Below are 25,235 nucleotides of genomic sequence, written 5' to 3' on the forward strand. Positions count from 1 at the left end.
GGCGGGCGCCCGCCGGCCACCTCCGGTGCCAGACTGGACGACACCGATGGGAACCCGGGAACCGGAGGGCACAACAGGTGCGCTGGCGCAGTTTCGTGGCGGTGGGCGACAGCTTCACCGAGGGCATGGACGACGCGTATCCGGACGGCACCTACCGCGGTTGGGCGGACCTGGTGGCCACCCGGCTCGCCGCCGAGGCCGGCCCGGACTTCGGGTACGCCAACCTGGCGATCCGGGGCCGCCTCTTCCCGAGCGTCGTGGCCGAACAGGTGCCGGCCGCCCTGGCCATGAAGCCCGACCTGATCAGCTTCGCGGCCGGCGGCAACGACGTGCTGCGCCGGACCTTCGACCCGGACTCGTTCGTCGCCCGCTTCGACGACGTGGTGGGCGAGCTGCGCTCCGGCGGGGCGGACGTGATCCTCTTCCGGTTCGCCGACGTGATGGCCCGGCTGCCCGGCCAGCGCCTCGTGGCGCCCCGGGTGACCCTGCTCAACCGGGTGGTGGGTGAGGTCGCGGAGCGGCACGGCGCGATCCTGGTCGACCTGTACGCCGACGACACCTACCTCAACCCGATGCTGTGGAGCACCGACCGGCTGCACCTGTCGGCGGCCGGGCACCGGCGGGTCGCCGGGCAGGTGCTGACCGCACTCGGCGTCGGCTGCGACGAGGACTGGCTGATGGTGCCGCCGCACCCGGCGCCGACCCCGTGGCTGGCCGCGCGCGCCGCCGACCTGCGCTGGGCCGGCCAGCACCTGGCGCCCTGGATCAAGCGCCGGTTGACCGGCCGCTCCTCCGGCGACACCGTCACCCCGAAGCGCCCCGTCCTCGGCCCGCTCACCGACTGAGGTGCGGACCATCCACGCCGCCCCGCTGCTGCGGCACACGCTCGACGACGAGCCGACGCCGGGCGGGGCGGTGCTGATCGTCGGCAACCGGATCGAGGCGGTCGGCCCGCTGGACGAGTTGGTGGCCGCGTACCCGCAGGTGCGGGTGCGGCGGTGGGACGGCATCCTCGGGCCCGCGCTGGTGCACGACGGGCCGCTGCCGCCCGCCCCCACCCCGCGAGAACGGGTGCACGCGCTGTTCCGGCTCGGGGTCGGCGCGGTGCTCGCCGCGCAGCTGACCGACCCGGAGCTGCGCGCCGCGGCCGTCCGCAACGGGGTCGCGGTGCTGGACTCACCCCGGCCGCCGGCGCTGATCCCGACCGACCGGGCGGACCTGGCCGCCTTCGCCGACGACGGGACGTGCATCGCTACGGTGGTGGCGGGCCGGCTGGTGCACCGCCGCGCCTGACCGCCGGTCGGGGCGGCCCGGTCTGCCGCCGTGCGGTCATCCTCTGTGGTCGGCGGGTCCCGCGACCGCCAGGTGCGGCCGGTCACATCCGCTGCCCCCGATTTCCGATCACCGGCCGCCGCCCGGGGATCGGGCGTACCTTGGGGCTCATGCCTGTGCCGAACGATCCGAATCCCCGCCTCCAGTCGTACGCCGACCCGCAGCGCCTGGTCACGACGGAGTGGCTGGCCGAACACCTGGGCGACGAGGGACTCGTCGTGGTGGAGTCCGACGAGGACGTGCTGCTCTACGACACCGGTCACCTCCCGGGCGCCGTCAAGGTCGACTGGCATACCGAGCTGAACGACCAGGTGACCCGGGACTACCTGGACGCGAAGAGCTTCGCCGAGCTCTGCGCCGCCAAGGGCATCGGCCAGAACGACACGGTGGTCTTCTACGGCGACAACTTCAACTGGTGGGCCGCGTACGCCCTCTGGGTCTTCTCCCTCTTCGGCCATCCGGACGTGCGGCTGCTCGACGGCGGCCGGCAGAAGTGGATCGCCGAGGGGCGGGAGCTGACCCGGGAGAAGGTGACCCGCCCGCGCGCCGAGTACCCGGTGCCGGTGCGGAACGACGCGCCGCTGCGGGCGTTCCGCGAGCAGGTGATGGCGCACGTCGCCGCCGGTCGTCCGCTGGTCGACGTGCGCTCGCCCGGTGAGTACACCGGCGAGATGCTGCACATGCCGGACTACCCGCAGGAGGGCGCGCTGCGCGGCGGGCACATCCCGGGCGCGGTGAGCAAGCCGTGGAAGTCCGCCGCGAACGACGACGGCACCTTCAAGTCGGCCGACGAGCTGCGGGCGATCTACGCCGACCAGCTCGGGCTGAGCCCGTCGGACGACGTGGTGGCGTACTGCCGGATCGGGGAGCGGTCCAGCCACACCTGGTTCGTGCTGCGCCACCTGCTGGGTTACCCGCAGGTCCGCAACTACGACGGCTCGTGGACCGAGTGGGGCAACCTGGTCCGGGCGCCTGTCGTGAAGGGCGACCAGCCGGGCGGCATCACCGGCTGATCCGTTCCGCGCCGCCGACGGCCGTGGTCACCCCGGGTGGCCACGGCCGTCGCCGTCCGCGCCGGACCGGCTGCTGGGTCAGGGGGTACCCGGGACCGGGCCGGTCAGGTAGCGCTGGAGGGTCGGGGCGACCCAGGCGACCAGCTCGGCCGGTTCCGCGTCCACCATCGGCGGCAGGTGCGCGACGGCGGACCGGACGCGCTCCTCGACGACTGGGCCGCCGCGCGCCGGCCGCGCGCCGAGGACGTCGTCGGCTTCGGATCACCCGGCTCGCCACCGTGCCCCCGGCCGGTCGCCCCCTGCGCGACGTGCTGCTCCGCACCGTCTCCGCGCTGCCGCCGGCCCGGCAACGGCTCGCCCTGCGGCTCTCCGGCCTGAACCACCGCCCCACCTAGGCGACCCCGGCGGGGCGGGCGTCGCGCTCCGACCTCGGTGCCCGCCACGCCGCGAGCGTGACCAGCGCGAAGACCGCCGCCGCCGCGCCGACCACCGGCGCCACCCCGTACGCGGCGCCGGCCAGCCCGGCGAGCGCGGCCCCGACCGGTGCGGTCAGCAGCGCGACGACCCGCTGCGCGGCGCCCACCCGACCGAGCAGTTCGGGCGGGACCCGACCCTGGCCGTACGCCGCCCAGAGGCTGTTCCACACGGTGCTGCCGGCGGCGAAGACGGCCAGCGTGAACCCGCCCGCCACCGGCTGCCGGACCAGCGCGAAGCCGGCCAGGGCGACGGTCTGCACGGCCAGCACCGCGCGGAGCGCGGGCACCGTACCGAGCCGGGCGGCGATCCGCCCCGCCCCGAGCGCGCCGACCAGCCCGCCCAGCACCACCGCCGTCATGAAGAGCCCGTACCCGGCGGCCGGCACCCGCAGCACCTCCAGCGCGTAGAGCACCAGCACCGCCATCAGCGCGCTGATCGCCAGATTCGTCCCCGCACTGAGCACCGCCACCCGCCACAACACCGCCTCCCCCCGAACGAACCGCACCCCCGCCCACACCCCCCTCGTCGCGCCGATCTTGCAGTTGTGGCCCCCGAATCGCCCCTTTTCACCGAGTTCGTCCGGACGACAACTGCAAGATCGCGGGGTGGGGGTGGGGCGGAGGGAGCGGGCGAGGAGGGCAGCGGCGGCGAAGGTGAGGGCGTCGAGGGTGAATGGGAGGGGGGCCGCCAGGGCGAAGAGGAGGCCGGCCAGCGGGGCGCCGAGGAAGCCGCCGGCGAGCGCCGTACCGGCCTGGAGGCGGCCGTTGGCGGTGGGCAGGGCGGCTGCCGGCACCAGCGCCGGCAGCACCGCGAAGGAGGCGGCGTCGAAGAGCGTGCCGAGGGTCGCCAGCAGCGCCGCGGTCGCCGCGAGCACGAGCACGCCGGCCCGGTCCGTGGCGACCAGCACGGCCAGGGCGGCCACCACGACAGCCCGCAGCCCGTCCACCGCCGCCATCGCGCGGCGGCGGTCCCAGCGGTCCGCGTACACCCCGCCGAGCAGGCCGAACAGCAGCGGCGGAAGTTGCCCCGCCACGGTCACCGCGGCGATCGCGCGGGGATCGCGGGTCAGCGTCGCGGCCAGCAGGGCCAGTGCCGGCGTACGCAGGGCATCGCCGAACCGGGAGGAGACGGCGGCGGACCAGAGCAGCCGGTAGTCGCGGCCGAGCGGGGTAGCGGTCATGTCGACGGACCCTGCGGCCTGCACCCGGTCGAGGGTCAAGCGCCAACGCGACCGGGCGGGGAGCGTGAGGCAACCGACGGGTAACCGAGCCTCCACCTCGTCGCGGTCGCGGTCTAGGCTTGCCCGGTGGCGGTGGAACAGCAGGCGCGGGGTGCGGCGAACGGCGCGACGGGCGCGGGTCGACGCCGGTCCCGGCGGGACGAGATCCTGGAGATCGCGGTCGGCCTCTTCGCCGCCCGGGGCTACCACGGCGTGTCGATGGACGACATCGGCGCCGCCGCCGGGGTGACCGGTCCGGCGCTGTACCACCACTTCGCCGGCAAGGAGGCGATGCTGGCCGCCGCGCTGATCCCGGTCAGCGAGGGGCTGCTCGCCGGTGGTCGGGAGCGGGCCGCGAACCACCCGGACGACCCGCGCGGCACGCTGGAGTCGCTGATCGACTTCCACGTCGAATTCGCGCTGGCCAACCCGGCGGTGATCGCCCTGCACCTGCACGAGCTGGATCGGCTCCCCGACGAGCCGCGCCGCCGGATCCGCCGGCTCCAGCGCCTCTACGTCGAGGAGTGGGTGACCGTGCTGACCGCACTGCACCCGGGCCTGCCCGACGGTGAGGCGCGGGTGCTGGCCCACGCGGCCTTCGGCCTGATGAACTCGACCCCGTTCCTCGGGGGCGAGGTCGACCGCCGGCGCCGCGCCGAACTGCTCCGCGCCGCGACCCTCGCCGCGCTCCTCGCCCCGACCACCCCCGCCTGACCCCCGTCCCACCCGGTCACCGACCGGGTCACGGGTGCCAGGCGACTCGTGAGTAACCGGCGGCCCGTGGTTACCTGACAGCCGTCCCCACCCCTGGACGCCGGGAGGAAACATGATCGAGTCACTGCTGGTCGCGAACCGGGGCGAGATCGCCCGCCGGATCATCCGCACCGCCAAGCGGCTCGGGATCCGCGCGATCGCGGTGCACTCGGAGGCCGACGCCGGCCTGCCGTTCGTGACCGAGGCCGACGAGGCGGTCTGTGTCGGCCCGGCGAACCCGGCGCAGAGCTACCGGAACGTGGAGGCGATCCTCGCCGCCGCCAAGTCCACCGGCGCGCAGGCGATCCATCCCGGGTACGGCTTCCTGTCGGAGAGCGCCGACTTCGCCCGTACCGTCGAGGCCAGCGGCCTGATCTGGGTGGGACCCGGCGCGGACGCGATCACCGCGATGGGCGACAAGATCAACGCCCGCAACCTGATGGCGGCGGCCGGCGTGCCGGTCGCGCCCGGCACCACCGAGCCGGCGGCCGACCTGGCGGCGGCGGTCGCCGGCGCCGCCGAGATCGGCTACCCGGTGATGGTCAAGGCCGCGGCCGGTGGCGGCGGCATGGGCATGGGCGTGGCGATCGACGAGGCCGCGCTACGCACCGAGTACGACAAGGTCCGGGCGTTCGCCGAGCGGATGTTCGGCGACGGCTCGGTGCTGCTGGAGCGGTACTTCCCCCGGGTGCGCCACGTCGAGGTGCAGATCCTCGGCCTGACCGACGGCCGGGTGGTGGCCCTCGGCGAGCGGGAGTGCTCGGTGCAGCGGCGCAACCAGAAGCTGGTCGAGGAGTCGCCGTCCCCGGCGGTCTCGCCCGAGCTGCGCGAGCGCTTCCTGGCCGCGGCGGTACGGGCCGGCGAGGCGGTCGGCTACCGGAACGCCGGCACGGTGGAGTGCCTCCTGGATCCCGCGACGAACGAGTTCTTCTTCCTGGAGATGAACACCCGGCTCCAGGTGGAGCACCCGGTGACCGAGCTGGTCTACGGGGTGGACCTGGTGGAGGAGCAGCTGCGGGTGGCCGCCGGCCTGGCCCCGACCTTCGACCCGGAGGCGCTCGCGCCGCGCGGCCACGCCATCGAGCTGCGGATCAACGCCGAGGACCCGAAGCGCTTCCTGCCGGGGCCGGGCGCGATCGCCACCTGGAACGAGCCGACGGGTTCCGGCGTCCGGGTCGACTCGGGTTACGTCGCCGGCAACACGGTCACCCCGTTCTACGACAGCCTGATGGCCAAGCTGATCGTCAGCGGCAAGGACCGGACCGAGGCCGTCGAGCGCGCCAAGGCCGCGGTGGCGCAGTTCGAGATCGCCGGCCCGAAGTGCAACCTGCCCTTCTTCGCCGAACTCCTGGAGAACGAGGAGTTCCTCTCCGGCGACTACGACACCGGCATCGTGGGCCGGATGCGCTGACCGCGTCGGGTGCGGCCGGCGGGGTGGGAGTGGGAGGCTGGGGGGACCCCAGAACAGCGACGCGTCACAGTGAGGTGACCCCTTATGGCGGAATTGCCGGACTTCGTCTCGATCCGTGAGGTCGGACCGCGCGACGGGCTGCAGAACGAGGACCCGATCCCCACCGACGCCAAGGTGCGGCTGCTCGACGCGCTCTCCGGCACCGGCGTCAAGCGGATCGAGGCGGTCTCCTTCGTGCATCCGAAGGCGATCCCGCAGATGGCGGACGCCGACGAGGTGTGGCAGCGGGCCGCGAAGGCCGACGGTGTGCGCTACTCGGCGCTGGTGCCGAACACCCGCGGCGCGCAGCGCGCCCTGGCCGCCGGCTTCACCGAGATCGAGGTGGTGGTCTCGGCCAGCGACACGCACAACCGGCGCAACGTCAACCGGTCGACCGAGGAGTCCCTCGACGACATCGCCGAACTGATCGACCTGCTGCACGGTTCGGGCGCCCGGGCCGAGGTGATCGTGGCGACCAGCTTCGGCTGCCCGTACGAGGGGGACGTCGACCCGCAGCGGGTCGCCGGCATCGTCGACCGGGTGGCCCGCGACGGCGCGGACCGGGTGGCGTTCGGCGACACCACCGGCATGGGCACGCCGCGCCGGGTCCGCGAGCTGATCACCGCGGTACGCGACCGCAACGCCCACATCCCGGTGCTGCTGCACTTCCACAACACCCGGGGTACCGCGCTGGCCAACCTGCTGACCGCGATGGAGCTGGGGATCACCGAGTTCGACGCCAGCGTCGGCGGCCTGGGCGGCTGCCCGTACGCCCCGGGGGCGAGCGGCAACCTGGCCACCGAGGAGGCCGTGCACATGCTGCACGACATGGGCGTCGACACCGGGATCGACCTGGACGCCCTGATCGAGGCCGCCGAGCTGGCCGAGGAGCTGCTCGGCAAGAAGCTCCCCTCCGGCGTCCTCCGCGCCGGCCCCCGCACCCGCCTCACCCCGCTGCCCGCCTAGGGCGCCGCGGGTCGCCGAGCGTCGCGCCGATGCGCTAACCTAACGATCGTTCAGGTCGGTCGGCCCACTCACGAGGTGGCCGGCCCCAGGTGGCGAGGGAGTCGGCGTGACGCTCGACGGTGAGGCACTGGAGCAGCTGCGCAAGCGCGCCCGGGCCGGCGGTGCGGACAAGTACCACGCGGCGAACGCCGCCAAGGGCAAACTCTTCGCCCGCGAGCGGGTCGCCCTGCTGGTCGACGAGGGCTCCTTCGTCGAGGACGGGCTCTACGCCAACGCCATGGCCGAGGGGCTGCCGGCCGACGGCGTGGTCACCGGCACCGCCACCATCGACGGCCGGCAGGTCTGCCTGATGGCGAACGACTCCACGGTCAAGGCCGGCAGCTGGGGCGCGCGTACCGTCGAGAAGATCATCCGGATCATCGAGCGGGCGTACGCGACCAGCGTGCCGATGGTCTACCTGGTCGACTCGGCCGGCGCCCGGATCACCGACCAGGTCGACCTCTTCCCCGGCCGGCGCGGCGCCGGCAAGATCTTCTGGAACCAGGTCCGCGCCTCCGGCTCCATCCCGCAGGTCTGCGCACTGTTCGGGCCGAGCGCGGCCGGCGGGGCGTACATTCCGGCGTTCTGCGACGTGGTGGCCATGGTGGACGGCAACGCCAGCATGTACCTCGGCTCCGACCGGATGGTCGAGATGGTCACCGGCGAGAAGACCACTCTCGAAGCGATGGGCGGGGCGAAGGTGCACTGCGCCGAGTCCGGCGTCGGGCACTTCCTCTGCAAGACCGAGGCCGAGGCGCTCGACGTGGTGAAGCGCTACCTGTCGTACCTGCCGGCGAACTGGACGCAGCAGCCGCCGGCCGCCGAGGCCGTCCCCGCCTCCGACAAGGTCGACCTGGCCGCGCTGGTCCCGGCCAGCGAGCGGCAGGCCTTCGACATGCGCCGGTACGTCAAGGGCCTGCTCGACGACGGCTCGTTCTTCGAGATCCAGGCGCTCTGGGCCAAGGAGCTCACCATCGGCTTCGGCCGGCTGAACGGCGAGGTCGTCGGCGTGGTCGGCAACAACTCGATGTTCAAGGGCGGGGTGCTCTTCGTCGACTCGGCGGACAAGGCGACCCGGTTCGTGCAGCTCTGCGACGCGTTCAACGTGCCGCTGCTCTTCCTCAGCGACGTGCCCGGGTTCATGGTCGGCAGCGGGGTGGAGAAGCAGGGCATCATCCGGCACGGCGCCAAGATGATCACCGCGATCTCCGAGGCGACCGTACCCAAGATCTGCGTGGTGGTCCGCAAGGCGTACGGCGCCGGCCTGTACGCGATGGCCGGCCCCGGTTTCGAGCCGGACGCCACGATCGCCCTGCCCACCGCGAAGATCGCGGTGATGGGCGCGGAGGCCGCGGTCAACGCGGTCTACGCCAACAAGATCGCCGCGATCGAGGACGAGACCGAGCGGGCCGCGTTCGTCACCGCGAAGCGCGAGGAGTACGAGCGGGACATCGACGTGGTCCGGCTCGCCAGCGAGCTGGTGGTCGACGCGATCGTCGAGCCGCACGAGCTGCGCGCCGAACTGGTCCGCCGGTTCGCCGCCGCCCGCACCAAGGAACGGCACTTCTCCCGGCGCCGGCACGGCGTCACCCCGGTCTGACCGGGCCGCCACCGCGACCCGCCGACCGCGAGCCACCCGCGACAGCGACGAGACCGCAGCGCACCCACCGCCACCAGACCCACGACCCGCCCGGCGTCACGAGCGACCGGCGGAGCCGTCCTTGACAGGAGGAACCGATGGACTTCCGGCTCAGCGAGGAACAAGAGGCGCTGCGGGAGAGCGTGCGGGAGTTCGCCCGCGAGGTGGTCGCCCCGGTCATCGGAGAGCACTACGAGCGGCACACCTTCCCGTACGAGATCGTCCGGCAGATGGGCAAGATGGGCCTGTTCGGCCTGCCCTTCGGCGAGGAGCACGGCGGCATGGGCGGCGACTACTTCGCGCTCTGCCTGGCCCTGGAGGAGCTGGCCCGGGTCGACTCCAGCGTGGCGATCACCCTGGAGGCGGCGATCTCCCTGGGCGCCATGCCGATCTACCGGTTCGGCACGGACGAGCAGAAGGCGCAGTGGCTGCCGAAGCTGCTCAGCGGCGAGGCCCTCGCCGGCTTCGGGCTGACCGAGCCGGGCTTCGGCTCGGACGCCGGCGGCACCCAGACCCGCGCGGTGCTGGACGAGACCACGGACGAGTGGGTGATCAACGGCTCGAAGGCGTTCATCACCAACTCGGGCACCGACATCACCTCGCTGGTCACCGTCACCGCGGTCACCGGCACCAAGCCGGACGGCTCGAAGGAGCTCTCCACCATCATCGTGCCGTCGGGTACGCCCGGCTTCACGGTCGCGCCGGCGTACTCCAAGGTCGGCTGGAACGCCTCGGACACCCACGAGCTGACCTTCGACGACTGCCGGGTCCCGGCGGCGAACCTGCTCGGCCAGCGCGGCCGGGGCTTCGCCCAGTTCCTGCGGATCCTCGACGAGGGGCGGATCGCCATCGCCGCCCTGGCCGTGGGCCTCGCTCAGGGCTGCGTTGACGAGTCGATCAAGTACGCCAAGGAGCGGCACGCCTTCGGCCAGCCGATCGGCAACTACCAGGCGATCCAGTTCAAGATCGCCGACATGGAGCTGAAGGCGCACACGGCCCGGCTGGCCTACTACGACGCCGCCGCCAGGATGCTGGCCGGCGAGCCGTTCAAGCGGCACGCCGCCATCGCGAAGCTGCACGCCAGCACCGTCGCGGTGGACAACGCCCGCGAGGCCACCCAGATCCACGGCGGCTACGGCTTCATGAACGAGTACCCGGTGGCCCGGTTCTGGCGCGACTCGAAGATCCTCGAGATCGGCGAGGGCACCAGCGAGGTGCAGCGCATGGTCATCGCCCGCGACCTCGGCATGTGAGGTGATCAGACCCGTCCGGGCCGGTCGAGGTCCGGACGGGTCGCACCGCTGTCGGATATCCGCGACGGATCGTCGGCTGGCCGACGATGGCCTGCCGCCCGTCGCACCGGGTCCGTACTCTTCGTGCCCATGACTCCGGATCATGATCGTTCGCGGAGCCCGGACGGCCGTACCGTGTTGTCCGATCTGCTGCGCGGGCACCGGCTCGCCGCCGGCCTCACCCAGGCGGAGCTGGCCGCCCGGGCGGGCGTCGGGGTGCGGACCGTCCGCGATCTGGAGCGGGGCCGGTCCGTGCGCCCCCAGCGCACCACCGTCGAGCTGCTCGCCGACGCCCTGCACCTGACCCACGCCGCCCGGACGACCTTCCTCGCCGCGGCCCGGCCGTCGTCCGCCGCCGGGCCGCCCCCGGCCGGCCGGCACCTGCCGGTCACCGGCCCCGGCGCCGCCCCCTCCGGTACGCCGATCGCCCTCCCGCAGCCGGTCCCGCTGATCGGCCGGGACCGCGACGTCGCCGAGGTCGCCGCCCTGCTGAGCGCCGACCATCCGGTGGTGAGCCTGGTCGGGCTGGCCGGCGTCGGCAAGACCGCGCTGGCCCTGACCGTGGCCCACGCGGTCGCCGCCGACCACCCCGCCGGCGTCGCCGGGGTGCTGGTCGGTGAGGGCTCCGACACGGCGGACGTGCTGGCCGCCTCGGTCGGGGTCTTCGGCGTGAACCGGTTGGCCGACCTCGCCGCGCGGCTCAGCGGGCGACCCGCGTTGTTGCTGCTGGACGCGGCGGAACGGGCACCCGATCCGGTGGCCGAGGCGGTGCGTCGGCTGCTCGCCGCGGCTCCGGCCCTGCGGGTGCTGGTGACCGGTCGGCACCCGGTCGGCCTGCCCGGGGAACTGGTCCGGCCGGTGGCTCCGCTGGACGTACCACCGGCCGGGACGGTGCCGGCGGAGCGGTCGGACCTCGACCGCTGGCCGGCCACCGCGCTCTTCACCGCCCGCCTCGCCCTGGTACGCCGCGAGCCGCCCACCCCCGCCGAGCTGCCGGCGGTCGCCGCGCTGGTCCGCCGGCTGGGCGGGCTGCCGCTGGCGATCGAGCTGATGGCCGCCCGCGGCCGGATCCTCGACGTGACCGAGCTGCTTGACCGGTACGGCGACCGCGTCCTCGACCTGGCCACGTCGCAGGGCCGGCCCGGCCGGGACCCGGCGGAGGGCGCGGTGACCCTCCGCGAGGCGGTGGCGACCAGCTACCGGCTGCTGGCGCCCGGCGAGCGGGCGGCGTTGCGCCGGCTCTCCGCGTTCGGCAACCGCTGGTCGGTGGAGCTGGCCGAGGAGTTGCTGGCCGACGGCGGCGACCGGGCGGACGCGGTTCCGCTGCTGGACCGGCTGCTCGAACTCGGGCTGCTCAGCGTCCGGGGCACCGGTCCGTTCCGGTTCCGTCTGCTCGACGCGGTCCGCGACTTCGCCACCGAACAGGCCGGCCGCGAGGGGGAGCTGGCCCTGATCCGGCGCCGGCACGCCCGGGTCGTCACCGAGCTGGTGGTCCGGGCCGCCCCGGACCTGGTGGGCGCGAACCTGAACGCCGCCGTGCACCTGCTCGACGAGGCGACCAGCGACATCAGCGCCGCCCTGGCGCACGCCGCCGGCGACGATCCGGTCACCGCGCTGCGGCTGGCGGCCGCGCTGCCCCGGTGGTGGCGGTTCCGGGGGCGGGACGTCTCCGGGCGGCGCTGGCTGCGCCGGTTGCTGGCCGATCCGCGTACCGCCGACGCCGATCCGGTGCTGCGGGCCTGGGCGCTGGTCGGGGTGGCCCAGCTGGCCGCCGAGCACGGCGCGGGGGCGGAGGAGCTGCCGGCGGCGCGCGCCGCGTTGGCCGTCTTCCGCGACGCCGGTGAGGTGTCCGGGGAACTCGCGGCCCGGTCGGTGCTCTGCGCGCTGCTGCACGCCACCGGCGGGCACGACGAGGCCAGGGAGCACGCCGAGGCGGTGCTGGAGCTGGCCACCCGGCACGGGTGGGTGCGGGACATGGCGGTCGCGCAGAACAATCTGACCTGGCACGACATCCGGGTCGGCGACCTGGTCGGGGCGCGGCGCCGACTGGCCGCGGTGGACCGGCTGGCCGCCCAGTGCGGGGAGCGGCGGCTGCGGGTGCTCGCCCGCGCCAACCTGGCCGAGGTGATCCGCCTGGAGGGCCGGTACGCCGACGCGGTGGAGCAGGGACGGCGGGTGGCGACGGCGCTGGCCGACCTGGGCGACCCGGGGCACCGCCGCCGGGTGCTGGGCACGGTGGGGCTGGCGCTCGCCCAGGACGGCCGGGCCGCCGAGGCGCTGGAGGTGGTGGCCGAGCTGCGCTCGGGCGCTGCCGATTCCCCGGTGCCCGTGCAGCGCCGCCCGTCGCGGGGCGCGGGCGCCTCGGCCGCCGGTCGGCCGGAGGACGCGGTCTGCGCGCTGATCGAGGGCAACCTCGCCCTGTACCAGGGCGACCGGGAGTTGGCGGCCGAGTGGTTCGCCGCCGCGGCCGAGGCGGGCGTCGACGGCCAGGACCGGCGGGACGTGGTGGAGGCGCTGGTCGGGCTCGCGGCGAGCACGGCCGACGTGACGATGCTGAGGCGGCTCGACGAGGCCCGCCGGGCGGGCGGGGTCAGTCTGCTGCCGCAGGAGGAGGCGCTGCTGTACGCGTTGGTGGCGCGTCGTACGTCCGGCGCCCGACGGGGTGCACCCGACTGATCACGCTGTCGTCCGTCCGCGGACTCGACCCGCGGCGGTGTCCGCGGGGAAGGGGGCGCGGGGGTGGCGCGAGCGAAAAAGCCCCCTGGTATGCCCCTCGCTCATCGCTCGCGCCGGCACCCCCCGGTGCTCCCCCGCTGACCAAGACTATCCGCTGCGGATGGGTGATTTGGGGGCTTTTCAAGCCCTATAGACCGGCGGTAGATCGGTTCTGCCGGTCTTTCTGCCGGTGGGCGGCTGGGGCGACGGATTCCGGGGTCAGCGGCCCGCCTTCGCCGCTTCCTCGGTCGGCGCGGGGTCGGTGCTGCCCGCGGTCGCGCCCGGGTGGACCGCGTCCCGGACCCGGCGCAGGCCGTGGAGGAGCGCCGCCAGCTCGGCCGGTTGGAGCTGGCCGGTGAACCACTCCTCGATGATCCGCAGGTGCCCGGGCAGGATCTCGTCCAGCCGGGCCAGGCCGGCGCCGGTGACCACCGCGTACGAGCTGCGCCGGTCGGAGGGGCAGGCCCGGCGGCAGAGCAGGCCGTCGCGTTCCATCCGGTCGACCACCCGGGTCACCCCACTGGTGGAGAGGGAGGTCTGCGCGGCGAGATCGGTCATCCGCAGCCGGTTGCCGGGCGAGCGCGCGAGTCTGGTCAGCACCTCGAACTCGACCGAGGAGAGGCCGTGTTCGTCGAACTGGGCGGCGAACCGGGCCGTCAGTCCGGCGTACACCTCGTAGAAGAGGCCGACGGCGGTGATCCGGGGGTCGTCGAACACGTTCTCGTCCACCTGACCATCCTAGCAGTACTTGACACACGGAATATTGCTGTGCTTATAGTTGCTCAGTCAGTCGTTGGGCAACTAAACAATCTCCCCCTGGAGGACAGCACCATGACCAGCAGCACCGAAGCGGTTACCCGCGATTGGGGCGGTCTGACCATCCCGGCTGCCGGCACGTACCTGCTGGACGCGGCTCACAAGCGGGTCGGGTTCGTCGCGCGGCACATGATGGTGAGCAAGGTGCGCGGCGAGTTCGCCGACGCGACCGCCACGATCACCGTCGCGGAGGACCCGATGGAGTCCTCCGTCACCGCCACCATCCAGGCGGCCAGCATCCACACCGCAATGGCCGACCGGGACGCGCACCTGCGCAGCCCGGAGTTCCTGGACGCGGAGGTCTTCCCGACGCTGGAGTACCGCAGCACCGGCGTGAAGTCCCGCTCGGGCAACGAGTTCGTCCTCTCCGGTGAGCTGACCATCAAGGGTGTCACCCGCCCGGTCGACCTGGAGGTCGAGTTCGAGGGCGTCGGCCGCAGCCCGTTCGGCCAGGACATCTTCGGGTTCTCCGCCAGCACCGAGATCGACCGCGAGGAGTTCGGCCTGACCTGGAACGTCGCCCTGGAGACCGGTGGCGTGCTGGTCGGCAAGAAGATCAAGATCGAGATCGAGGGCGAGGCCGTCCGCCAGGCCTGATCCCCCCCCGTACGATCCGACGGGCCCGCGCTGTCCACCGACGGCGCGGGCCCGTTCGCGTACGCCCTCGGGTGCGAATTGTCACGGCTCATTCGGCATCGGCCACCGGTGACCCGGGCGCCGGCTGGGTAGAGATGCCGCCGGGAGCGCACCGTCGGGCCGGACCCCTGGTTCCGACAACGGGACGCTCCTAACGTGGGTGGTTCACACTGCGCTCCGGGACGGTACGGTTCCGTTGCGCCTCGCGCCGGGAGGACACATGGGCAGGGACGTCGAGCAGGGCGCCTTCTCCCGGGAGGACCGGGTCCGCTACCGGCAGAAGGTCCGGCGGTGCCTGGACGTCTTCGCGCTGATGCTGGACGACTTCGGGTTCGACGCCGACCGCCCGATGACCGGGCTGGAGATCGAACTCAACCTGGTCGACTCGGCCGCCGAGCCGGCCATGCGCAACGACCAGATCCTCGCCGACATCGCCGACCCGCTCTTCCAGACCGAGTTGGGGCAGTTCAACCTGGAGCTGAACGCCCCACCCCGGCTCATCGAGGGCGTCGGCTTCGCCGACTACGAGCAGGACCTGCGCAGCAGCCTCAGCCGCGCCGACGAACGCGCGGCGAAGTCGGACGCCAAGATCGTCCTCGTGGGCATCCTGCCGACCCTCACCGAACGCCACCTGGTGGCCGACAACCTCTCCACCAACGAGCGCTACCGGGTGCTCAACGACCAGATCGTCGGCGCCCGGGGCGAGGACATCGAGCTGGACATCCGGGGGGTCGAGCGGCTCCAGACGCACACCGACTCGATCGCCCCCGAGGCCGCCTGCACCAGCCTCCAGTTCCACCTCCAGGTCGCGCCGGACAGCTTCGCCGACTACTGGAACGCCTCCCAGGCCATCGCCGGCGTCCAGGTCGCGATCGGCGCCAACTCGCCGTTCCTTTACGGCCGGCAGCTCTGGGCGGAGACCCGGATCGCCCTGTTCGAGCAGGCCACCGACACCCGCCCGGACGAGCTCAAGGCGCAGGGCGTACGCCCCCGGGTGTGGTTCGGCGAGCGCTGGATCACCTCGATCTTCGACCTCTTCGAGGAGAACGTCCGGTACTTCCCGCCGCTGCTGCCGATCTGCGAGGACGAGGACCCGGTCGAGGTGCTGCACGCCGGCGGGGTGCCCGAGCTGAGCGAGCTGCGGCTGCACAACGGCACCGTCTACCGCTGGAACCGGCCGGTCTACGACATCATGAACGGCCGCCCGCACCTCCGGGTGGAGAACCGGGTGCTGCCGGCCGGCCCGACCGTGGTGGACATGCTGGCCAACGCCGGCTTCTACTTCGGGCTGGCCCGGGGGCTGGCCGAGGCGGACCGGCCGATCTGGAGCCAGCTCACCTTCAGCTCCGCGGAGGAGAACTTCCACGCCGCCGCCCGCCGCGGCATGGACGCCGTGCTGCACTGGCCCCGGCTGGGCGACGTCCCGGTGACCAAGCTGGTGCTCGACGTCCTGCTGCCGAAGGCCGCCCAGGGGCTGGACCGGTTCGGCGTCGCCCCGGCCGAGCGGGACCGGCTGCTCGGCGTCATCGAGCAGCGCTGCCGTACCGGCCGCAACGGGGCGGTCTGGCAGACCGAGACCGTCTGGGCGGCCGAACGGCACCGGGGCATGGACCGCGACGCCGCGCTGCACCACATGCTCCAGCGCTACGCCGAACTCCAGCGCGGCAACGAGCCCGTGCACACCTGGCCGGTCGACTGACCCGCCGGGTCCGCGCCACGCCACCCTGTCCGGCGGTACGACAGAAACCCGGCCCGGGCTGGCCGGGTCACCGGTCCTGGCGTCGGGGCGTGGCGGATCAGCGGCCGCGGCGGCTGGGCCTGGTCTTCGGGCCGGTGGTCGGCGGGCTCGTCGGGCCGTTCCCCGGCTGGTCGACTCCGCTCGCCTCGCTCGGCGGCGGCACGTCCGGTGCCGGATCCCTGGTGGACGGGACGTCCGCCGATGCGGCCTCGCGTTGGCTCGGGATGCTCCGGCCGGAAGCCGTCCCGGTGTCCGCGTCGGCCGCCACCGGCGCCGCGCTCCGCCTCGGCGGGTTCGCGCGACCGCGACGGGCGGTCGAGCGGTCCGCTGCGGCACCCGTGGCCTCACCGGGCGGCGTGGCGGATTCCTCGGCCGCCAGCCCCGCCGCGCGCTCCGCCGGCTCGGCAGCCGCGCCGGTGCTCCGCGCCGCTCCGGTGGGCCGCCCGCTCGACCGGCCACCGGCCTCCGGCGCACCGGCCCCCGGCACCGGGTCGACGCGCTCCGGCGCCTCGCCGCCGGGCGGCAGGTCGAGCGTCCCCCGGTCGGTGCCGGTGGGAAGCTCGTCGGGCCCGGCGGTGCGCTGCCGGGGCACGGTCACCCCGTCCGGCGCGACGGTGCGGCGCTCCGCCCGCTGGGCCAGCGCGGCCACCAGGACCGAGCCGCCCACCCCGGCGATCACCGCGTACGGGGCGATCAGGTGGGCCGAGACCTGCTCGGCGGCGATCGCGGCGAGCCTCGGCACGGCCAGCAGGTACGCCACCGCCACGAGCAGCGGGCCGGCCGCTCCGGACGCCGCCGCCCCGACCCGCCGCTCCGCCAGCCGCGCGGTGCGCCGGGCGGCCAGCGCGCCGATCACCAGCGCGGAGCCCATCGCGAGGAGTGCGCCCGGCCAGTAGAAGTAGTCCCGGATCCAGAACCGCTCACTGTCGGAGCTGATCTGCCAGATGCCGAGCTGCGCGCTGGTCAGGCCCCGTCCGGCGAGCACGCTGTCGACCACCGAGACCACGGCGAGCAGCCAGAGCCATCCGGTCGTCGCGATCAGGTTGGTGGCGGCCGCCCTCGAGTGCAGCGCCCAGGCCGCCACGAGCACGCCGACCAGGAGTCCGACGGCGGCGTAGCCAGCGGCGACAGTCTGCGGGGAGAAGGTGTCCGGCACCCGCGCCGCGCGGGCCGGTACGGCGACCAGGAGCACCGTGATCAGCGCGCCGACCGCCCCGGCGACGGCCAGGGCGAGCTTCCCCAGCGTCCGGCCAGGTTCCTCGTCCTCGCCGCCCCGCGCCCGCAGCCGCTGCGCGCAGACCGCGCCCGCGACCACCGAGGTGGCGGAGATCCAGGTGGCCCAGGCGAGGCTCGCCACCCACGCCGCGTCGACCCGGGCCGCGTCGTTCGGCGTCCAGTTGATGATGCCCAGGCCGTAGCCGAAACCCAGTTGCGCCGCGCCCGCACCGGCAGCGACGCCGATCGCGATGGCGACCGATCCTCCCCAGCCCCGTCTGGCCATGCCGGGGAGCGTAGCGTCCCAGGATCGGCTCGGCGAGTCGTGGCGGGCAGCCGGAACCGGTCGCGGCCGGGGGTTGGTGGCGGCGGCTACGGTCGCCGGTGATGAGGCGGTGGACGTGATGACGGACGGGTACCCGGTGCGGCAGACCGCACCCGGGCCGGCTGACCAGGGGCCGGACCGGGTCAGACTGCTGCTCGGCGGTGGGCTGGCGGTGGCGCTGCTGGCCGTGATCGGCGCCAGCGGCGGCTGGCTCATCGCGGGCGGCGACCCCGGTCCCGCCGGCCCGCCGGCTGCGGCGGTGACCACCGCGCCCGCCCCGATGCCGACCACGGACGGGCCGCACAGCACGCCCCCGGTGACCCGGACGACCGCGCGGACCACGCCGGCCGGCGGGCTGACCGTGCCCGAGTTGGTCGGGGTCGACTTCACCGACGCCCGCCGGCAGTTGCACGAGCGGAAGCTCGGCTGGCGGCTGGTCTTCGGCACGGGCACCGGCCGCAACGTCGAGCGCACCTCGCCCGAGCCCGGTACCCCGGTTCGCCGGGGAGTCACCGTCACCCTCTGGGTGGCCGGCCCGGCGCCGGCCGTGCCCGTACCGGATCTGGTCGGCGACGACTGCGCCGCCGCCGCGGATGACCTGGTCGAGGCGGGCCTCTACCCGCGTTACCGCACCGGTCGGCGCGGCACCGTCACCGCGCAGGATCCGGCCGCCGGCGCGTCGGCCCGGTGGAACGACCCGGTCGCCCTCGGCTGCGGCGACCCGCCGTCGACCACACCCGACAGTCCGGCGCCGACCCCCTGACCGGCGGCTCGCCGCGCTGATCCCCACCGATGGCGGTCCGGACCGCTAACTTGGATGATCGAGGGCCAGGGCGCCCGCCCCGGTGGGGAAAGGACGTGCGATGAGCGGCGACCGCCAGGAACCACCCGGGGACGACGCCGACGCCACCCGGGCGCTGCCGCCGGACCGTGGCCCCGGTGGGGCGGACGCCGATGCCACCCGGGCGCTGCCGCCGACCGGTGACCGGACCGCGCGGCAGCAGCCCGCCGACCGGACCGCACCCCTGCCGGCGGCCTGGTCCGGGCGGGCCGGGGTGCCGCCACCCAGGCCGGTCGGCTACCAGGAGGCTGGCACCGAGTGGTACACCGAGGAGCAGGCCGGCCGCCGCTGGTGGATGCCGATCCTGCTGGGCATCCTCGCGCTGTTGCTGATCGCGCTGATCGGGGTGGGCGTCTGGCTGGCGCTGCGGGCGGCGGACCGGGGGCCCGAGCCGTCCCCCTCGCTCACGCCGGGGCCGACCACGGCCCCGGCGACCACCGCCGCGCCGACCTCGGCGGCGCCGACCACCCAGCCGCCGACCACCCCGCCCACCACCACGGCCGCGGCCCGGGTGCCGATGCCGCCGCTGGTGGGGCTGCCGGAGGCGACCGCCCGGGCGGTCCTCGACCGGTTGGGCGTGGACTATCGGGTGGTGACCCGGACGTCGGACCGACCCGCCGGCACGGTGATCGAGACCGACCCGGGCGCCGGCGAGGCGATCGCCGAGGGCGACCAGGTCACCGTCGTGGTCGCCGAGGCCGCGGCCCCGACGACCGGCGCCGGCACTCCCACGCCCGCCCCCTCGGCCAGCGGAACCCCCTGACCCTCACCACTGCCGTCGTCTGGTGCCGACCAGGCCGAGCCCGGCCAGCGAGATGGCGAGCCCCAGGAGACCGGAGTAGAACAGCGACCGGCTGAGGTCCTCCGCGGTCGTCCGTACGCCGGCCGGCCCCTCGGCCACCGCGCCCTCCCCGGCCCGGTCCGCGGGCGCTGGTGGCTGCGCGCCCGGGGATTCACCACCGAATCCGCCGGCCCAGCCGGGCTCGACCGGATCGTCGGGCGGTGCGGTGCCTTCCCCGACCACGGTGATCTCCGGAGCCGGTACGGGCTCGCTGAGCTGCTGGGTGGCGGAGAGGGCGGGGAGGTTGACCGCGACCGCGAGTGCGGTGGCGGTGCCGAGGAGTGCGAAGAGCCCGAAGGCGTAACCGACACGGGACCGGTGGTGCCGCCGCGCGGCGGGCAGATTGACCATGGCCATCCCAGGTTCAGGGTCCGGGACGCGCGGGGTGGAGACTTCGCCGGGGTGGGCATACCGATTCTATGGCGGCGGCACGCCCCCCGACCTGGCAATCGCGGTGTCAGCCCACTCCGACCGGGGTCCGGGCGACCGGTCGCCGGGTGCGTACGGTGTGCGGGCGGGGCGCCGGCGCGGCCTGGAGCTGGCGCAGCCCGGCCGACTGCACGAAGATCGACCGCCGGTTGACCGCGTCCCCCGCCGCGTTCAACTCGTAGCCGTCGAGCCACAGCCAGCCGTCGTACGTCGGCCAGTCGAGCACCCGGATCACACGGAACAGGATCGGTCGAAGGAACTGGACACTCGCCGCGCGAGTCACGTGCAGTACGTCACCGGAGCGGGGAAGCACATGGGCTCCTGGGAAGGGTCGGCCGGCGGGCGAGCCGGCGGGCGCTGATCGGGGGACAGTTCGGGCCCGGTGACGCAGGTCGTGCCTCGTGGACCGGCTGATCGCTTTTCGGTGCTGGTCGGGCCGTACCCGCGGTGGCGCGCCGCCACCCGACCATCACCCGGCTGCTCCCGGTTACCGCTCCCGCCGCCGCAGCCGTCGGGCGTGCAGCGGCGGGGTCTTCACCCCGGGGCAGGTCTCGTTACGGCAGCTCGGGCCGGCTCACCCCCCACCGACCAGCGACCGGCGGGATCACCACGTCGGGAGATCGAGTGGGGACGGTGAGTAACCCGTGCCATACGGACAGAGTGCATCAGTGACGTGCTTCATGCAAGTTGCACGTCGACTTTTGCCGATACGCGAGCAGGACACGTGAACGACATGCTTGATGACCTCGCTATCGGGACGGCACACTGGACGCCGGTTTCGCCCGTCGCGGCCGGTCGACGACCGGCACCACCCCTGCCGCGAACGATCGCCCGCCGTACCACGGGTCGCGCCCCCGGCGGGGGTCGAGCCGGGCGCGAGCGACCGGAGGTGGCCGGGTGAGCGCGAGGGACCGGGGTTCCCGCACCACGACCCGGGGAGCGGCGTCGTGAGCGAGCGGCGCAGCCCCACCATCCGGCGTCGTCGCCTGGGGGCGGAACTGCGCCGCCAGCGAGAGTCCGCCGGCATCACGATCGAGACCGTCGCCGAGCAGCTCGAGTGCTCCGCCTCCAAGATCTCCCGGATCGAGACCGGTCACACCACCGCCACCCCCCGCGACGTCCGGGACATGCTCCGGATCTACGGGGTGGTGGGCGCCGAGAGCGACGAGCTGGTGCAGATCGCCCGGGAGGCCCGCCAGAAGGGCTGGTGGCATCCGTACAGCACAGTGCTGGTCGGGGCGTACGTGGGGCTGGAGGCGGCGGCCAGCTCGATCCGGGCGTACGAGCAGCAGGTGGTGCCGGGCCTGCTGGAGACCGAGGAGTACGCGGGGGCGATGATCCGGGCCGCCCGGCCCGACTTCACCGCCGACCAGGTTCACCAACGGGTGCGTGTCCGTCTGGGCCGTCAGTCGTTGTTGACCCAGGACGATCCGGTCGATCTGTGGGTGGTGCTCGATGAGGCGGTGCTGAGCCGGCCGGTGGGCGGCGACGCGGTGATGCGTGGCCAGCTCAAACGGCTGGTGGAGGTGGCCGAACTGCCGAACGTGACGTTGCAGGTCCTGCCCTTCGAGGTGGGCGCGCACGCCGGCATGGACGGGACCTTCACGATCCTCAGCTTCCCCGAGCCGAGTGATCCCGATGTCGTGTACGCGGAGAACGCCACGGGTGGGCTCTTCCTGGAGAAGAGCGACGAACTGCAGAAGTACAGCTTCATCTTCGATCACATTCGAGCAGCGGCCATACGCCCGGAGGAATCTATCGCACACATCGCAAAACTGGCAGAGGAGCCGTTGTGGAAATGGCGACCAAGGAGTTCCCCGTGGACCTGACGCAGGCGACGTGGTTCAAGAGCTCGAAGAGCGGGCCGAACTGTGACAACTGCGTGGAGGTCGCGTATGTGACCGGGGCGGTCGGCGTCCGGGATTCGAAGGACAAGACCGGTCCCGCCCTGGTCTTCGCCCCGGGTGACTGGCACGCCTTCGTCGCGGGTGCCAGGGACGGTGTGTTCGCCCGGGCCTGACCCGGCGACCCGGACTTGGGAAGCGTGGCCCCGCCCGGCAGCGTCGCCGGGCGGGCCATTCCCGTGTCCACCAATCCGTCCACCGGACGGGCCGGCGCGGGTCACCCGTCGCCACATCCGGTCCGCCTCGTTGAACCGCACGGATCGGCAACACCGCACGGATCGGCAACCGAGCGAGGCAGGCGAGACGGATGACGACGATCGGTTCAGACAACCTCACCAACGGCCCGGGCAAGCCGGAGCGGTTCGGCGGCAAGTACCGCGGCGCCCGCCGGGACACCGTGCTCACCGAGGTGGTCTCCGCCGACAGCGAGGTCGGTGGTCGGGACGCTGCCCCGCCGGAGCAGGCCGGTCCGCCACTGTCCCTGCCGTCGCTGGACCCGAACCCGCTCACCGAGCCGTCGTTCCCGCCGGCCGGCTGGCCGCTGGAGCCCACCGAGTCCCTGGTGGACCACCCGCTGCTGCGCGGCCTGCTGATGGAGCTGCCGCCGAAGGGCAGCGTCCCGCCGCCCGGCTGGCTGGACCGCTGGTTCGAGGCGACCCGGGCGATCCTGGAGCTGCTATACGTGCAGGGGACCGGCCGCTCGCGGTGAGCTGACGGCCACCGGCATCGCCCGTTCGGCGAGCCGGTTGTGCCGCAGCGCATGGCGTACCCCGATCGTGGCGATCCCCAGGACGCCGACGGTGACCGCGGCGCCGGTCGGGCCGGGCCCGGTGAAGCGGTCGAGGCCGGCGGCCGACACCACGGCCGGGACGGTCGCCAGGGCGGTGACCTGCACCGGCAGCCCGATCAGCGGATGCGCGGCGGCGGCCCGCAGGCCGTGCGGGGCCGGGGTCTCCGGCGCCCGGGCGAACGCCCCGGCGCCGGCCCGCAGCCGCCGGACCCGGCGGACGGTGCAGACCGCGACCAGCAGCGCCGGGACCGCCGCGAGGGCGAGGCCGCCGGCCGCCCGGTCCACCGCCGTGCCGCCCGCGCTCTGCAGGCCGGTGAACAGCACCGCCGCGGTCAGCGCCAGGCCGGTCAGGACCAGGGCGGACACCCATCCGGTACGCCGGCGGAGCGCGCGGGCGCGGTCCAGCCGGGGCAGTCCGTCCGCGACGACGGCGGCGGCCACCCAGACGGCGGCGACCGGGAGCAGCACGGCGAGCTGGTCAGCCATGCCACCAGCCTCGCCGAGCTCGGCGTTCACCGGATCCGGGGCCGGCCCCCGGTTCGGCCCCTACGTCAGCCCGTAGGGGCCATCCCACCGGTGATATGGAAACTTCGACATGTTCCACCTTCCTCCCGTTGACCTAGTCTCAGACTGATCGGTCAGCGTCGATCTGCCTGCCTCGCCGGCGGACGATCGGGTGCCGGTCGGAGGGAGGTAGGGAGATGGGTCTCCCACACAGGTCCGTACTCGTCGGCGTGGCCGCCCTGACGATGCTCGCGGCGGCCAGCCCCGCGCTGGCCGCCGAACCGACCGGAGTGATCCGGGCCGCCGGCGGCACCACCGCGGTGGCCGACAGCTACATCGTCGTGTTGAAGGACAGTGCCGTCGCCCCCAGCCAGGTCGCCGATACCGCGCGGCGGCTCACCGCCCGGCACGGCGGCAGCGTCGCCCGCACCTGGCGCGCCGCGCTGCGCGGCTTCGAGATCCGGGTCGGCGCGCCGGCCGCCGCACGGATCGCCGCCGACCCCGCCGTGGCGTACGTGGAGCAGAACCACACCGTCTCGATCTTCGGCACCCAGACGAACCCGCCGTCCTGGGGCCTGGACCGGATCGACCAGCGCAACCTGCCGCTGGACAGCTCGTACACCTACCCGAACACGGCGAGCAACGTGCACGCGTACATCATCGACACCGGCGTGCTGTTCGCGCACAACGACTTCGGCGGCCGGGCGGTGTCCGGCTTCGACGCGGTGGACGGCGGCTCCGCCGACGACTGCAACGGCCACGGCACGCACGTCTCGGGCACCGTGGGCGGCTCCTCGTACGGCGTGGCCAAGGCCGTCCAGATCGTCGGCGTCCGGGTGCTGGACTGCCAGGGCAGCGGCACCAACGCCCAGGTGGTGTCCGGCATCGACTGGGTCACCGCGAACGCGGTCAAGCCGGCGGTGGCGAACATGAGCCTCGGTGGCTCCGCCAACAGCTCGATCGACACGGCGGTCACCAACTCCATCAACTCCGGCATCACCTACGCGGTGGCGGCCGGCAACGGCGACATCTTCGGCAACCGGCAGAACGCCTGCAACTACTCCCCGGCCCGGGTCGCGTCGGCGATCACGGTCGGCGCCACGCAGAACAACGACGCCGCCGCGAGCTTCTCCAACTACGGCACCTGCGTCGACATCCTGGCGCCGGGCGTCAACATCACCTCGGCCTGGTACACCGGCAGCAGCGCGACGAACACGATCAGCGGCACCTCGATGGCGTCGCCGCACGTCGCCGGCGCCGCGGCGCTCGTGCTCTCGGCGAACCCGTCGTGGAGCCCGCAGCAGGTGCGGGACAGCCTGGTCAACAACGCCACCCCGAACGTGGTGACCAACGTGGGCACCGGCACCCCGAACCGGCTGCTCTACGTGGTCAACGGCAGCACCCCGCCGCCGACCAACGACTTCTCCGTCTCGGTGTCGCCCACCACCGGATCCACCGCCCCCGGTGGCTCGGTGAGCGCCACCGTCGCCACGGCCACCACCAACGGCTCCGCCCAGTCGGTCAGCCTCTCGGCCAGCGGCCTCCCGGCCGGCGCCAGCGCCTCGTTCAACCCGGCCACGGTGACCTCCGGCGGCTCGTCCACCCTCACCATCACCACCTCGGCGAGCACCCCGGCCGGCACGTACGCGGTCACGGTCAGCGGCACGGCAGCCTCGGGCACGAAGACGGCGAGCTACTCCCTCACCGTCACCGGCACCGGTGGCTGCACGGGCGCCGGTCAGAAGCTCGCCAACCCGGGCTTCGAGTCCGGGAACACCGGGTGGACCGCCACCTCCGGGGTGATCGGCCAGTACGGCTCCTCCGGCCAGCCGCCCCGCACGGGCACCTGGAACGCCTGGCTGGACGGCTACGGCACCTCGCACACCGACACCCTGGCCCAGTCGGTGGCCCTGCCGGCCGGCTGCTCGTCGTACAGCCTGAGCTTCTGGCTGCACATCGACACCGCCGAGACCACCACCGGCACCGCCTACGACACGCTGCGGGTACAGGTGCTCAACAGCAGCGGCTCGGTGCTGGCCACGCTCGCCACCTACTCGAACCTGGACAAGAACACCGGCTATGCGCAGAAGTCGTTCAACCTGGGCGCATACGCCGGCCAGACCATCCAGATCAAGTTCACCGGCGTGGAGGACATCTCCCTGCAGACCTCGTTCGTCCTCGACGACACCGCGCTGAACGTCTCCTGAGCCAACCTTCCCACCGGCGTCCGGCGGTCACCTCCACGGGTGGCCGCCGGGCGTCGTTTCCGGGCCGAGGCCAGCCGGCCGGCCGGTGTCGGGC

Annotated in this window: 23 protein-coding genes and 2 pseudogenes; 18 read left to right on the forward strand and 7 right to left on the reverse strand. The window is 73.8% G+C overall.

The genetic code is table 11. The annotated features are described in order from the left end of the window. Positions 1-77: 77 nt before the first annotated feature. The 3 genes from ACFOYX_RS25270 (at position 78) to ACFOYX_RS25280 (ending at position 2,345) form a co-directional block, all read left to right on the forward strand. The gene (locus ACFOYX_RS25270) at positions 78-845 is read left to right on the forward strand and encodes an SGNH/GDSL hydrolase family protein (protein ID WP_109801611.1); all 768 of its coding nucleotides are present in this window, start codon (positions 78-80) and stop codon (positions 843-845) included. A gap of 1 nt (position 846) precedes the next feature. After that, complete coding sequence (locus ACFOYX_RS25275; RefSeq protein WP_322439793.1) at positions 847-1,293, forward strand: hypothetical protein; 447 nt, start codon at positions 847-849, stop codon at positions 1,291-1,293. Between the two features lie 149 nt (positions 1,294-1,442). Next, positions 1,443-2,345 carry a sulfurtransferase gene (locus tag ACFOYX_RS25280; RefSeq protein ID WP_322439792.1) on the forward strand — a complete coding sequence of 301 codons (903 nt, stop codon included), beginning with the start codon at positions 1,443-1,445 and terminating at the stop codon, positions 2,343-2,345. A gap of 78 nt (positions 2,346-2,423) precedes the next feature. Here the strand turns inward: ACFOYX_RS25280 and ACFOYX_RS25285 are convergent, their stop codons facing one another. Beyond that, complete coding sequence (locus ACFOYX_RS25285) at positions 2,424-2,522, reverse strand: hypothetical protein (protein ID WP_322439866.1); 99 nt, start codon at positions 2,520-2,522, stop codon at positions 2,424-2,426. A gap of 214 nt (positions 2,523-2,736) precedes the next feature. Continuing rightward, positions 2,737-4,002, reverse strand: a complete 1,266-nt coding sequence (locus ACFOYX_RS25290) for an MFS transporter (RefSeq protein WP_322439791.1) — start codon at positions 4,000-4,002, stop codon at positions 2,737-2,739. A gap of 126 nt (positions 4,003-4,128) precedes the next feature. Between ACFOYX_RS25290 and ACFOYX_RS25295 the strand changes: the two genes are divergently transcribed. The 7 genes and pseudogenes from ACFOYX_RS25295 to ACFOYX_RS25325 form a co-directional block, all read left to right on the forward strand. Continuing rightward, positions 4,129-4,755, forward strand: coding sequence for a TetR/AcrR family transcriptional regulator (locus ACFOYX_RS25295; protein WP_238454475.1), 627 nt, complete (start codon positions 4,129-4,131; stop codon positions 4,753-4,755). Between the two features lie 112 nt (positions 4,756-4,867). Beyond that, positions 4,868-6,205, forward strand: coding sequence for a biotin carboxylase N-terminal domain-containing protein (locus ACFOYX_RS25300; RefSeq protein WP_322439790.1), 1,338 nt, complete (start codon positions 4,868-4,870; stop codon positions 6,203-6,205). Between the two features lie 84 nt (positions 6,206-6,289). Beyond that, complete coding sequence (locus ACFOYX_RS25305; protein ID WP_322439789.1) at positions 6,290-7,210, forward strand: hydroxymethylglutaryl-CoA lyase; 921 nt, start codon at positions 6,290-6,292, stop codon at positions 7,208-7,210. Between the two features lie 106 nt (positions 7,211-7,316). Next, a complete protein-coding gene (locus tag ACFOYX_RS25310) occupies positions 7,317-8,849 on the forward strand; it encodes an acyl-CoA carboxylase subunit beta (protein ID WP_322439788.1) in 1,533 nt (510 codons plus the stop codon). 137 nt (positions 8,850-8,986) lie between these two features. Then, a complete protein-coding gene (locus ACFOYX_RS25315; RefSeq protein ID WP_322439787.1) occupies positions 8,987-10,141 on the forward strand; it encodes an acyl-CoA dehydrogenase family protein in 1,155 nt (384 codons plus the stop codon). Positions 10,142-10,270: 129 nt separating this feature from the next. Further along, a pseudogene (locus tag ACFOYX_RS25320) lies at positions 10,271-12,487 on the forward strand (ATP-binding protein); the annotation flags it as partial. 75 nt (positions 12,488-12,562) lie between these two features. Next, positions 12,563-12,856 (forward strand): annotated as a pseudogene (locus tag ACFOYX_RS25325) (hypothetical protein); the annotation flags it as partial. A gap of 258 nt (positions 12,857-13,114) precedes the next feature. Here the strand turns inward: ACFOYX_RS25325 and ACFOYX_RS25330 are convergent. After that, entirely contained in the window at positions 13,115-13,624 is a 510-nt protein-coding gene (locus ACFOYX_RS25330) for a MarR family winged helix-turn-helix transcriptional regulator (RefSeq protein WP_109806010.1), read from the reverse strand. A 102-nt stretch (positions 13,625-13,726) separates the two neighbouring features. Here ACFOYX_RS25330 and ACFOYX_RS25335 point away from each other — a divergent pair, with 102 nt between their 5' ends. Both ACFOYX_RS25335 and ACFOYX_RS25340 read left to right on the forward strand, forming a co-directional pair. Next, the gene (locus ACFOYX_RS25335; RefSeq protein WP_322439785.1) at positions 13,727-14,308 is read left to right on the forward strand and encodes a YceI family protein; all 582 of its coding nucleotides are present in this window, start codon (positions 13,727-13,729) and stop codon (positions 14,306-14,308) included. Between the two features lie 259 nt (positions 14,309-14,567). After that, a complete protein-coding gene (locus tag ACFOYX_RS25340; RefSeq protein WP_109806008.1) occupies positions 14,568-16,046 on the forward strand; it encodes a glutamate--cysteine ligase in 1,479 nt (492 codons plus the stop codon). 97 nt (positions 16,047-16,143) lie between these two features. Here ACFOYX_RS25340 and ACFOYX_RS25345 read toward each other — a convergent pair whose 3' ends face one another. After that, positions 16,144-17,586 carry a hypothetical protein gene (locus ACFOYX_RS25345; RefSeq protein ID WP_322439784.1) on the reverse strand — a complete coding sequence of 481 codons (1,443 nt, stop codon included), beginning with the start codon at positions 17,584-17,586 and terminating at the stop codon, positions 16,144-16,146. 118 nt (positions 17,587-17,704) lie between these two features. Between ACFOYX_RS25345 and ACFOYX_RS25350 the strand changes: the two genes are divergently transcribed. Further along, positions 17,705-18,388: a PASTA domain-containing protein gene (locus tag ACFOYX_RS25350; protein ID WP_322439783.1), complete on the forward strand. Its 684-nt coding sequence runs from the start codon at positions 17,705-17,707 to the stop codon at positions 18,386-18,388. 100 nt (positions 18,389-18,488) lie between these two features. Next, a complete protein-coding gene (locus ACFOYX_RS25355) occupies positions 18,489-19,229 on the forward strand; it encodes a PASTA domain-containing protein (protein WP_322439782.1) in 741 nt (246 codons plus the stop codon). A gap of 3 nt (positions 19,230-19,232) precedes the next feature. Here ACFOYX_RS25355 and ACFOYX_RS25360 read toward each other — a convergent pair whose 3' ends face one another. Both ACFOYX_RS25360 and ACFOYX_RS25365 read right to left on the reverse strand, forming a co-directional pair. Continuing rightward, positions 19,233-19,664 (reverse strand): hypothetical protein, encoded by a 432-nt coding sequence (locus ACFOYX_RS25360; protein WP_238455163.1) that lies wholly within the window; start codon positions 19,662-19,664, stop codon positions 19,233-19,235. Between the two features lie 100 nt (positions 19,665-19,764). Then, positions 19,765-20,049 carry a hypothetical protein gene (locus tag ACFOYX_RS25365; RefSeq protein ID WP_109802030.1) on the reverse strand — a complete coding sequence of 95 codons (285 nt, stop codon included), beginning with the start codon at positions 20,047-20,049 and terminating at the stop codon, positions 19,765-19,767. A 634-nt stretch (positions 20,050-20,683) separates the two neighbouring features. Here ACFOYX_RS25365 and ACFOYX_RS25370 point away from each other — a divergent pair. The 3 genes from ACFOYX_RS25370 (at position 20,684) to ACFOYX_RS25380 (ending at position 22,349) form a co-directional block, all read left to right on the forward strand. Further along, a complete protein-coding gene (locus tag ACFOYX_RS25370) occupies positions 20,684-21,565 on the forward strand; it encodes a helix-turn-helix transcriptional regulator (RefSeq protein ID WP_322439781.1) in 882 nt (293 codons plus the stop codon). After that, the gene (locus tag ACFOYX_RS25375) at positions 21,535-21,756 is read left to right on the forward strand and encodes a DUF397 domain-containing protein (protein ID WP_130330317.1); all 222 of its coding nucleotides are present in this window, start codon (positions 21,535-21,537) and stop codon (positions 21,754-21,756) included. The genes ACFOYX_RS25370 and ACFOYX_RS25375 overlap by 31 nt, the downstream gene beginning before the upstream one ends. Positions 21,757-21,947: 191 nt before the next feature. Next, the gene (locus ACFOYX_RS25380) at positions 21,948-22,349 is read left to right on the forward strand and encodes a hypothetical protein (protein ID WP_322439780.1); all 402 of its coding nucleotides are present in this window, start codon (positions 21,948-21,950) and stop codon (positions 22,347-22,349) included. On the opposite strand, the gene ACFOYX_RS25385 is transcribed toward ACFOYX_RS25380, so the two are convergent. Continuing rightward, entirely contained in the window at positions 22,317-22,916 is a 600-nt protein-coding gene (locus ACFOYX_RS25385) for a hypothetical protein (RefSeq protein ID WP_322439779.1), read from the reverse strand. The two genes, ACFOYX_RS25380 and ACFOYX_RS25385, sit on opposite strands and share 33 nt — an antisense overlap. Positions 22,917-23,131: 215 nt before the next feature. Here ACFOYX_RS25385 and ACFOYX_RS25390 point away from each other — a divergent pair, with 215 nt between their 5' ends. Next, on the forward strand, positions 23,132-25,141 hold the full coding sequence (locus tag ACFOYX_RS25390) for a S8 family serine peptidase (protein WP_322439778.1): 2,010 nt from the start codon (positions 23,132-23,134) through the stop codon (positions 25,139-25,141). The last annotated feature ends 94 nt before the right edge of the window (positions 25,142-25,235 follow it).

The sequence above is a fragment of the Micromonospora sp. GCM10011541 genome (assembly GCF_042650725.1).
GTDB lineage: Bacteria > Actinomycetota > Actinomycetes > Mycobacteriales > Micromonosporaceae > Micromonospora > Micromonospora sicca.

Coding starts and splice junctions, on each gene's coding strand:
- ACFOYX_RS25345 (WP_322439784.1), bottom strand. CDS start 17,586: ATGGCCAGACGGGGCTGGGGAGGATCGGTCGCCATCGCGATCGGCGTC.
- ACFOYX_RS25305 (WP_322439789.1), top strand. CDS start 6,290: ATGGCGGAATTGCCGGACTTCGTCTCGATCCGTGAGGTCGGACCGCGC.
- ACFOYX_RS25385 (WP_322439779.1), bottom strand. CDS start 22,916: ATGGCTGACCAGCTCGCCGTGCTGCTCCCGGTCGCCGCCGTCTGGGTG.
- ACFOYX_RS25340 (WP_109806008.1), top strand. CDS start 14,568: ATGGGCAGGGACGTCGAGCAGGGCGCCTTCTCCCGGGAGGACCGGGTC.
- ACFOYX_RS25290 (WP_322439791.1), bottom strand. CDS start 4,002: ATGACCGCTACCCCGCTCGGCCGCGACTACCGGCTGCTCTGGTCCGCC.
- ACFOYX_RS25360 (WP_238455163.1), bottom strand. CDS start 19,664: ATGGCCATGGTCAATCTGCCCGCCGCGCGGCGGCACCACCGGTCCCGT.
- ACFOYX_RS25355 (WP_322439782.1), top strand. CDS start 18,489: ATGAGCGGCGACCGCCAGGAACCACCCGGGGACGACGCCGACGCCACC.
- ACFOYX_RS25350 (WP_322439783.1), top strand. CDS start 17,705: ATGACGGACGGGTACCCGGTGCGGCAGACCGCACCCGGGCCGGCTGAC.
- ACFOYX_RS25300 (WP_322439790.1), top strand. CDS start 4,868: ATGATCGAGTCACTGCTGGTCGCGAACCGGGGCGAGATCGCCCGCCGG.
- ACFOYX_RS25390 (WP_322439778.1), top strand. CDS start 23,132: ATGGGTCTCCCACACAGGTCCGTACTCGTCGGCGTGGCCGCCCTGACG.
- ACFOYX_RS25375 (WP_130330317.1), top strand. CDS start 21,535: ATGGCGACCAAGGAGTTCCCCGTGGACCTGACGCAGGCGACGTGGTTC.
- ACFOYX_RS25335 (WP_322439785.1), top strand. CDS start 13,727: ATGACCAGCAGCACCGAAGCGGTTACCCGCGATTGGGGCGGTCTGACC.
- ACFOYX_RS25280 (WP_322439792.1), top strand. CDS start 1,443: ATGCCTGTGCCGAACGATCCGAATCCCCGCCTCCAGTCGTACGCCGAC.
- ACFOYX_RS25380 (WP_322439780.1), top strand. CDS start 21,948: ATGACGACGATCGGTTCAGACAACCTCACCAACGGCCCGGGCAAGCCG.
- ACFOYX_RS25315 (WP_322439787.1), top strand. CDS start 8,987: ATGGACTTCCGGCTCAGCGAGGAACAAGAGGCGCTGCGGGAGAGCGTG.